The organism is Corynebacterium sp. (assembly GCF_012838985.1).
In the GTDB taxonomy this organism is placed as follows: domain Bacteria; phylum Actinomycetota; class Actinomycetes; order Mycobacteriales; family Mycobacteriaceae; genus Corynebacterium.
The window spans coordinates 1-8,885 of record NZ_DUOE01000089.1; the positions used below are offsets into that span (position 1 = coordinate 1).

Here is an 8,885-nt window from a genome sequence, read left to right on the forward strand (position 1 = left end):
CAGCTCGGCGGCGGCGGCGGGATCGCGTTCGTCGGCACGCTGTAGGGCGGTGGCGAGCAGGACGGTGCGCTTGCCCTCCCGCAGGTCGTCGCCGGCGGGCTTGCCGGTGATCTCCGGGTCGCCGTAGACACCGAGCTGGTCGTCGCGGAGCTGGAAGGCGATGCCGATGTCATGGCCGTAGCCGCGGAAGGCGTCGATGGTGGCCTGGTCCGCGCCCGCGACGGCGGCCCCGAGGTGCAGGGGGCGTTCGATGGTGTACGCGGCGGTCTTGAAACGGTTCACGGAGTCGGCGAGCCCGATGTTCTCGTCAGCGGTCGCCTCCAGGGTGATGTCGAGCAGCTGCCCGCCGATCACCTCGGTGCGCATGCCCCGCCACGGCTCGCGGGCCCGCTGCAGGGCCTCGACGGACAGACCGGAGTCCTGCAGCATGTCCTCGGCCCACACGAGGGCGAGGTCGCCGACGAGGATCGCCACCGACTCACCGAAGTGCGCGGGGTCACCCGCCCAGCTGCGGTCCCGGTGCTGCTTCTCGACGGCCCTGTGGACCGTCGCATTGCCGCGCCGGGTGTCGGACGAGTCGATGATGTCGTCGTGGATCAGTGCGCAGGCCTGGATGAACTCCAGCGAGGCGGCGGCACGCAGCATCGCGGCCGGATCCTCCGTCCCCCGTTCGAGGCCGCCGCCCCCGACGAAACCGGCCCAGGCGTAGAGCGGGCGGATGCGCTTCCCACCACCGAGCACGAAGGACTCCAGGTGGGCGACTGCCTCGGTGACCGGGCCGCCGATGGCGGCCACCTGCTCCCGACGGTCGTCGATGAAGCGGGTCAGTTCTTCCCGGGCGGCGTCCGGGATCTGGTCGAGGGTCAGCGTCCTGAGGGGCCTGGAAGTGCTCAACGCGGATGATCCTTCATGTGGGTGGTGGGCGGTCGGATCCCACGATACCCAGCCGGTCACCGGGGTCGTTCAACGGCGGTCTTCTCCACCATCCCCGGCAGGGGGAGGGGAACCGACAGGACCGCGAAGGGGCGTGCGTCGCCGTCGAAGCGGAAGTGACGCAGCTCGTCGCGGAAGCCCATGGAGCGGTAGAGGGAGAAGGCGTTGTTCGCCTCGTCGTCGACCTCCGGCGTCGACAGCATCGCGTTGCCGGCGGGTGCCAGCCAGAGCAGCTGCGAGAGCAGCACCCTCCCGATCCCGCGTCCCTGCTGGTCGGGGGCCACATGGATCTCCGCCACCTCGAAGTAGTCGCGCATGAGCAGCAGCTGCCGGGTGTCCGGGCCGCCGATCTCCCGGATCCCGCGCCGCACCTGGCGGTCCCACCACATGTCGGGCATGCCGATGTAGCCGTAGGCGACGCCGAGGACCTCGTCGTGGTCGAGGGCGACCAGCGCGGTGAAGCCCGGTTGGACGATCTCGCGTCGCCAGACGTCGATGCGGCCGGCACGGATGCCCGGGTCGTAGCCCATCGCCTCTATGTAGAGGTCGACGAGCTGAGGGGCCAGTACGGCGAATTCAGGGCCGGACAAGCGGCGGATCTCCATGGTCACACAACCACTGAACCACGAACCGGCGGGTGCGTGTGGAAAAGGGGGAGGTTTCCGTCTCGAACACCTGATGCCCCGGAAGCTGTGGAATCCGCAGGAAAACCATTGACCTATTCGAAAGGTTGTTCTATCATGGGGGTGTGGTGTCCAGGCCTGTTCCTAGGGTGAGGGCAACACGCAGGAGCAGGTCGGAGAGTAGGGGAAGGAGATGGTTCCGATGGCACAGATCATTTCGGCGACGACGAGGTTCGCCGGGGCGGGCACGCGGCGGGCCGACTTCATCCTCAAGGCGCAGGCGCTGCTGGCGCAGGCGCATGTTCACCGGGAGGCGGGGGAGTGGGACCTCGCCCTCGAGTCCGCCTATCAGGCGGCGCTGCGTACCGCCGGCGCCCGCATCTCGGCGTCGGCCGTGGCGGGGCGGCGGCGTCGACCCACCGGGGCCTGGGACCAGCTCCGGATGGTGGATGCGGAGGGGGAGAAGTGGGCGGTCGCCTTCAGTCAGTACTCGCGCCTGCGGTCCCGGGTGGCCTCCGGGCTGGAGCGCGAGGTCGATCATGGTGTCGTGTCCACGGTCATGGAGCTCGCCGCACGCTTCCTCGCGGAGGCGGAAGCTGAGGCGGGTTGGGTACCGGCGGCTGCTTAGGTTGCTGAAAGTAGGGGTTGGCAATTGCGGGAACAATCCCGATAGTCTGGGCGTTGAACGAGTAGATAGATCAAACCCCAGCGATATCCGGGAGGAACAGTGTCGCTTTCAGAGCAGGAGCAGAGGATGCTCCGGGAGATCGAACAGTCTCTCCTTGCCGATGACCCCAAGTTCGGGGCGACTGTGGCGGGCGATCACGTCTTCGGTGGGGACGGTGTCCCGGGGATCACGCTCCGCGGTATCGCCATTGCGGTCGTGGGTCTCGTCATGCTCGTCGGTGGCGTCGCCCTGGCCCAGCAGAGCCTGTGGTTCATCGCCCTCAGTGTGGTCGGCTTCCTCGTGATGTTCGGGGCCGGAGTGTGGATGCTCCGTGGTGGAGGTGCCTCCTCCGCGGACCGTGTGGTCAAGCGTCGTCCGGGCCGTGAGCGCCCGAATGACCCGTCCTCCATGGCGAGCAAGATGGAGGAGAACTTCCGTCGCCGCTTCGAGGAGCGCTGACCCCTCGCATCCAGAGAAATTCACCGCCGTCCCGACATCGGGGCGGCGGTTTTTTCTGCCTTCCCCTCGGCCCCACTTTGACCCACCGGGTTCCGGATCTGCCCTGTTCCGGGTCCCCGTGCTCCGTGGTGGGCTGAGGGGACGGTGTCTGCGACGCGCCTGCCGGTTGACGTGCCCCACCTTCTTTTGTTCCTCTCACCTGCGAATCTGTGTGCCTGAGGTGCCGACAGGCCGTAAATGAGGGTTGTTGGTGGGGCAAAGTGGGGTATTGTGGGGCGCAGCGGTGGACATTGTCCAGCGTCAGAATTGAATCAGGTCAGGCAGATCCGTGGAGACGAGACGAGGAAGGTGGCCCGGGGATGTTTCTCGGTACCTACACTCCGAAGCTCGACGACAAGGGTCGACTGACACTACCGGCCAAATTCCGTGAGGAACTGGCCGGAGGGTTGATGGTCACGAAGGGGCAGGATCACAGTCTTGCGGTCTATCCCCGGGAGGAGTTCGCCGCCCGCATCCGGAAGGCTGCAGCGGTGTCCCGCACCAACCCGCAGGCTCGTGCCTTCATCCGCAATCTGGCTGCCAGTGCGGATGAACAGCGACCTGACGGCAACGGGCGCATCACCCTCTCCGCCGGGCACCGTGAGTATGCGGGCCTGACGAAGGAGTGTGTGGTCATCGGATCTGTGGATTTCCTCGAGATCTGGGATGCCGAATCCTGGGCCGCTTATCAGCGGGAGACAGAGGCCGCGTTCTCCGCGGCCGATGCGGAAGAGATCCTCAACGGACTGCTCTGACCCACGACGGTCGTCACGGGATGAGCGGGATGCGTGTAGGACTCTGCCCGAGGTGATGCTCTGGTGTACTTCCCCGACATCAGATGGACACATCGGGCAGGGCCCTGTACGCGTCCCGCTCTCCGGACACAGGACAAGATGATCAGGAAGGGGGCGCGGTCATGAGTGACATGAGCTTCAACATCGACGACAACCACGGCCACGTCCCGGTCCTCCGGGACCGCATGGCGGACCTGCTCGCGCCGGGCGTCGAGAAGCTCGGTGCCGCGGCGGTCATCGTCGACGGCACCCTCGGTGCCGGCGGCCACACGGAGCATTTCCTCCGTACCTTCCCCGAGGCGCACGTCATCGGCGTGGACCGTGACCCGGTCGCGCTGGCGGATGCCCGCGCCCGCCTCGCCCCCTTCGGGGACAGGTTCGTCGGCGTCCAGACCCGTTTCGACGGCATCGGTGAGGAGATCGAGGCGGGGGAGGGGCCGATCTTCGACCTGGCCCGTGAGCACGGCGTCGCCGGAGCGCTCTTCGACCTCGGTGTCTCCTCCATGCAGCTCGACCAGGTGGAGCGTGGTTTCGCGTACCGCACCGACGCGCCGCTGGACATGCGCATGGACCCGGGGCTGTCGAAGACCGCGGCGGATGTCCTCAACACGTACGGCCACGGCGAACTGGCGCGCATCCTCAAGACCTACGGTGATGAGCGTTTCGCGGGCAAGATCGCCTCGGCTGTGCTGCGGGAGCGGGAGAAGGAGCCCTTCACCACCTCCGCCCGCCTCGTCGACCTGCTCTACGCCACCATCCCCGCCGCCACCCGACGCACCGGTGGACACCCCGCCAAGCGCACCTTTCAGGCGCTGCGCGTCGAGGTCAACGCCGAGCTCGAGGCACTGGAGAACGTCATCCCCGTCATCGCCGGACTGCTGGCGGTCGGGGGCCGTGCCGTGTTCATGAGCTACCAGTCCCTGGAGGACCGCATCGTCAAGGCGGCCTTCGCGGAGATGACCGCATCGAAGACCCCGCCCGGCCTGCCGATGGACCTGCCGGGCACGGCGCCGCGTTTCGCCACCGTCACCCGTGGCGCGGAGAAGGCGACCGAAGCCGAGATCGAGGAGAACCCGCGTGCGGCCCCGGTGAGGGTCCGTGCCGTCGAGAAGCTCCCTGACCCGTTTGGAGACCGATCGTGAACCCGACCACCACCAGCAAGCAGCGCCGCATGGGGGCGAGCCGTGACTACAGCGTCGGGACCGCTCTCCTCGACCGGGAGCAGCGCACCCGTTCCTACACGCCGCCGGCGCAGACCCCGCTGCCGACGCGGCGCCGTCCCGTGCCCAACCGCCTGGGATCGCGGCAGGTCGTCTCGGTCCGGGGCCGGCGGGTCTCGGAGCTCAAGCAGACCTCGCTGCTGGCCAAGCTCATCAGCGTGTCCATCGTCCTGGCGATCGCCGGTGTGGCGGTGGCCATGTGGCTGGCGGGACTGGCGACGCAGCAGACCTTCCAGACGCAGCTCCTGCAGACACAGGACAAGCAGCTGTCGAATCAGCTGGAGACCCTCAACCGTGACCTGGAGAACGTCCGGTCCTCCGCGGAGATCGCACGACGGGCCGGCGAGCTCGGCCTGGTGCTGCCCGCGCAGCCCGGCATCCTGGCGGTGCAGGAGGACGGCGGGATCGTGGAGCAGCGCCCGGCGGACATCGCGACGAGCCCTATCATTGACGTCAACGGTGCCCCGGTCCGGCCGGGCCAGGCGTCCAGTGACCCGGAGGCGACCCACGAACTCGAGGACAACCTGGAGGCCGTGCCGCAGGGACACCAGCTCCGCTCACCGTATGATGCGCTCCCGGACCCTGTCGCCCCGGCGCCGGAGCGGGGAGTGCTCCCTTATGCCCCGAATGTGCCGGAGGCGGAACCAGAGAACATGAACGACAACTAGCAGGTGAGGACAGCCAGTGACACGACCGGGTACCGGTGGCGTGAGACGTGACGCGGGACGGGGAGACTCGTCCCGCCGTTCGTCATCCCGCCCCTACTCCGAGGCCCGGGTCACCAGGCCCCGCCGCGTCTCACCGCCCCAGCCCCAGGCGCGGCCGCAGCAGAAGCCCCGTCGCCAGCCGCAGGACCAGAAGTCCCTGATGGTGGCCCGCATGCGGGTGGTCCTCAGCGTCTTCCTCATCATCGCGGTCGTCCTCGTCGGACGTCTCGCCTGGGTGCAGGTGGTGTGGGGGCCGGAGCTGGCGGCGAAGGCGCAGGAGCAGCGTGCCCGCGTGTACGTCGACCCGGCCCGTCGCGGCGAGATCGTCGACCGGCGGGGCAACCAGCTGGCGTACACCATGCAGGCCCGCAGCCTCACGGTGTCCCCGCGGGTGCTGCGCGGTGAGCTGCGTCAGCAGCAGGACCTGGCGATGCGTATCGACGGCATGTCGCGCAGCGAGATCGACGCCCAGATTGACGGCCGCGTGGAGGATGTCCTCGTGCGGATGTCGGAGGAGATCCCCCGCATGATCGAGGACGCGGGGGCGATCACGGGTGAGGTGAAGTCGCAGGAGATCCTGGACAAGCTGCACGCGGAGACGAACTACGAGGTGCTGGTGCGCAACGTCGACCCGGACGTCGCCACGGAGATCGCCTCCACCTTCCACGGGGTGGCCGCCGACCACCAGGACATCCGCCAGTACCCCAACGGGGCGATCGCGGAGAACATCATCGGCAAGGTGTCGATGGACGGTCAGGGCCAGTTCGGTTTCGAGGCCTCCGGTGATGCGACGCTCTCGGGCATCAACGGCCGGTCCACGGAGGACGTCTCCACCGACGGGCAGGTCATCCCGGGCACGCTGCGTGACGTGGTGCCCGCCGTCGACGGCGCCTCCGTCGAGCTGACCCTCGACCTGGACCTGCAGACCTACGTCCAGCAGCTCCTCGAGCAGGCGAAGGCCAACTCGCAGGCGAAGTCCGCCGAGGCCGTCGTCCTGGACGTGGCCACCGGCAAGGTGCTGGCGATGGCGAACACCGACACCATCGACCCGAACGGCAACATCGAGCGTCAGCTGGAGCAGGGCAAGGACTTCGAGAACCAGACCATCTCCCACCCCTATGAGCCGGGTTCCGTCGCGAAGGTCATCACCGCTGCGGCGACCCTCGAGGAGGGCCTGACCACCCCGGACGAGGTCCACCAGGTGCCGGGTTCCATCCACATGGCGGGTGTGACCGTCGCGGACGCGTGGGACCACGGTCTCGTGCCGTACACCACGACCGGCATCTTCGGTAAGTCCTCGAACGTGGGCACGCTCATGCTCGCGGAGCGTCTCGGCGAGGACCGTTTCGCCGACTACCTCGACCGTTTCGGCATCGGCCGGCCGACGGGGGTGGAGCTGCCGAACGAGTCCGCCGGTCTGCTGCCGCCGCGTGAGCAGTGGTCGGGCGGCACCTTCGCCAACCTGCCCATCGGTCAGGGCATGTCCTTCACCACCCTGCAGATGGCGAGCATCTACCAGGCGCTGGCCAACCACGGTGAGCGGATCGAGCCGCGCATCATCGAGTCGGTCACAGGCCCGGACGGCAAGGTCACGGCGAGCACGGAACCGAAGCGGACCCAGGTGGTCAGCCCGCAGACGGCGGAGACGGTGGTCCAGATGTTCCGTTCCGTCATGCAGGCCGACCCGGGTGGTCTGCAGTCGGGTACCGGCGCCAACGGCGCGGTCCCCGGTTACCAGACCGCCGGCAAGACGGGCACCGCCCAGAAGGTCGACCCCCGGACGGGTGCGTACTCGAACTCGGACTACTGGATCACCTTCGCGGGCATCGCCCCGGCGGATGACCCCCGCTTCGTCGTCGCCGTCATGGTCGACGAGCCCCGCGCCGGAGTGGAGGCGGGGGGCGGCGGTGGCCAGTCCTCGGCGCCGTTGTTCCGGGACATCGCCTCGTGGCTGCTCAACCGGGACAACATCCCGGCGTCGCCGCCCATGGAGGACATGCTGATCCTCCACGCCCACTAGCGCCCCTCAGCGCCCACCATCCCAGCCCACCACGGAGGTCCATGATCATGGAGACAACAGTGACCACACTGTCCCACCTCGCCCGCATCGCCGGGGGAGAGCTGCACGGATCCGCGGATCCCGCCGTCACGTCGGTGGAGCTCGACTCCTCCCGCCTGGCGGATGAGGGTGCGCTCTTCGCGGCGGTCCCCGGCACGCGTCGGCACGGCGCGGAGTTCGCCGCGGGCACCCCGGCCGTCGCGATCCTCACCGACGCCGCCGGACGGGAGCTTCTCGACGCCGCCGGTGACACCCGCCCCGTCCTCCTCGTCGACGACGTCCGGGCGGTCCTCGGTGCGGTCGCCGCGGAGATCCACGGCCACCCCTCCGAGCGGCTGACGGTGCTCGGCATCACCGGCACCTCCGGCAAGACGACAACCAGCTACCTCCTCGAGCAGGGGCTCATGGCCGCCGGCCTCAAGGTCGGTCTCATCGGCACGACGGGCACGCGTATCGACGGCCGCCCCGTCCCCACCGACCTCACCACCCCCGAGGCGACCACCCTGCAGTCCCTGTTCGTGCGGATGCTCGCGGAGGGGGTGACGCACGTGGTCATGGAGGTCTCCTCCCACGCCCTGGAGCTGGGCCGGGTGGCTGGCACGCGTTTCGACGTCGCCGGCTTCACCAACCTCTCCCAGGACCACCTCGACTTCCACCCGACGATGGAGGAGTACTTCGAGGCCAAGGCCCGTTTCTTCGACCCGGCCTCGCCGCTGGTCGCGGAGAAGACGGTCGTGTGCGTCGACGACGAGTGGGGCCGGCGCATGGCCGACCGCGCCGCGGACCCGCTGACCGTGGCCACCCGCGGCGTTGAGGCCGACGTCACCGCCGTCCAGAGTGCGCTCACTCCCACCGGCGCCCAGGTCGTCCGCTTCACCCTGCCGGGGGAGAGCGTCGAGGCGGAGCTGCCGCTGCCGGGTGACTTCAACATCGCCAACGCCGCCCTGGCCACCGCCCTGGCGTGGAGCGTGGGCATCGACCCGCAGGCCTTCACGGCGGGCTTCGTCAACGTCGCCGTCCCCGGGCGCATGGAGCGTATCGACGAAGGCCAGGACTTCCTCGCCGTGGTCGACTACGCACACAAGCCCGCCGCGGTGGCGGCTGTCCTGGACACCCTGCGCACCCAGATCGATGGCCGCCTCGGCGTGGTCATCGGCGCCGGTGGTGACCGTGATGCCACCAAGCGCGCCCCGATGGGGGAGTTGTCCGCCCAGCGCGCCGACCTGGTGATCGTCACCGATGACAACCCCCGTTCCGAGGTGCCCGCCACCATCCGCGCCGCGGACCCGCTGACCGTGGCCACCCGCGGCGTTGAGGCCGACGTCACCGCCGTCCAGAGTGCGCTCACTCCCACCGGCGCCCAGGTCGTCCGCTTCACCCTGCC

At 68.9% G+C, this 8,885-nt stretch carries 9 protein-coding genes; 7 read left to right on the forward strand and 2 right to left on the reverse strand.

The features are described 5' to 3' along the window. Together GXZ33_RS05145 and GXZ33_RS05150 are read right to left on the reverse strand one after the other, a co-directional pair. Positions 1 to 894: polyprenyl synthetase family protein (locus tag GXZ33_RS05145; protein ID WP_291339798.1), on the reverse strand; the 894-nt coding region annotated here is incomplete at its 3' end. A gap of 56 nt (positions 895 to 950) precedes the next feature. Then, positions 951 to 1,544 (reverse strand): GNAT family N-acetyltransferase, encoded by a 594-nt coding sequence (locus GXZ33_RS05150; protein WP_291339799.1) that lies wholly within the window; start codon positions 1,542 to 1,544, stop codon positions 951 to 953. Between the two features lie 214 nt (positions 1,545 to 1,758). Here GXZ33_RS05150 and GXZ33_RS05155 point away from each other — a divergent pair, with 214 nt between their 5' ends. The 7 genes from GXZ33_RS05155 to GXZ33_RS05185 form a co-directional block, all read left to right on the forward strand. Next, positions 1,759 to 2,184 carry an SAV_6107 family HEPN domain-containing protein gene (locus GXZ33_RS05155; protein WP_291339800.1) on the forward strand — a complete coding sequence of 142 codons (426 nt, stop codon included), beginning with the start codon at positions 1,759 to 1,761 and terminating at the stop codon, positions 2,182 to 2,184. A 99-nt stretch (positions 2,185 to 2,283) separates the two neighbouring features. Beyond that, positions 2,284 to 2,682: a DUF3040 domain-containing protein gene (locus GXZ33_RS05160; protein ID WP_291339801.1), complete on the forward strand. Its 399-nt coding sequence runs from the start codon at positions 2,284 to 2,286 to the stop codon at positions 2,680 to 2,682. Positions 2,683 to 3,041: 359 nt separating this feature from the next. After that, on the forward strand, positions 3,042 to 3,476 hold the full coding sequence (gene mraZ / locus GXZ33_RS05165; RefSeq protein ID WP_291339802.1) for a division/cell wall cluster transcriptional repressor MraZ: 435 nt from the start codon (positions 3,042 to 3,044) through the stop codon (positions 3,474 to 3,476). 161 nt (positions 3,477 to 3,637) lie between these two features. Continuing rightward, positions 3,638 to 4,657: a 16S rRNA (cytosine(1402)-N(4))-methyltransferase RsmH gene (gene rsmH / locus GXZ33_RS05170; RefSeq protein ID WP_291339803.1), complete on the forward strand. Its 1,020-nt coding sequence runs from the start codon at positions 3,638 to 3,640 to the stop codon at positions 4,655 to 4,657. Continuing rightward, a complete protein-coding gene (locus GXZ33_RS05175) occupies positions 4,654 to 5,403 on the forward strand; it encodes a hypothetical protein (protein ID WP_291339804.1) in 750 nt (249 codons plus the stop codon). Before rsmH ends, GXZ33_RS05175 begins: the two co-directional genes overlap by 4 nt. Positions 5,404 to 5,602: 199 nt before the next feature. Beyond that, positions 5,603 to 7,462, forward strand: a complete 1,860-nt coding sequence (locus tag GXZ33_RS05180) for a penicillin-binding protein 2 (RefSeq protein WP_291339805.1) — start codon at positions 5,603 to 5,605, stop codon at positions 7,460 to 7,462. A 47-nt stretch (positions 7,463 to 7,509) separates the two neighbouring features. After that, positions 7,510 to 8,885 (forward strand): UDP-N-acetylmuramoyl-L-alanyl-D-glutamate--2,6-diaminopimelate ligase (locus GXZ33_RS05185; RefSeq protein ID WP_291339806.1); only part of this gene is annotated, 1,376 nt, incomplete at its 3' end.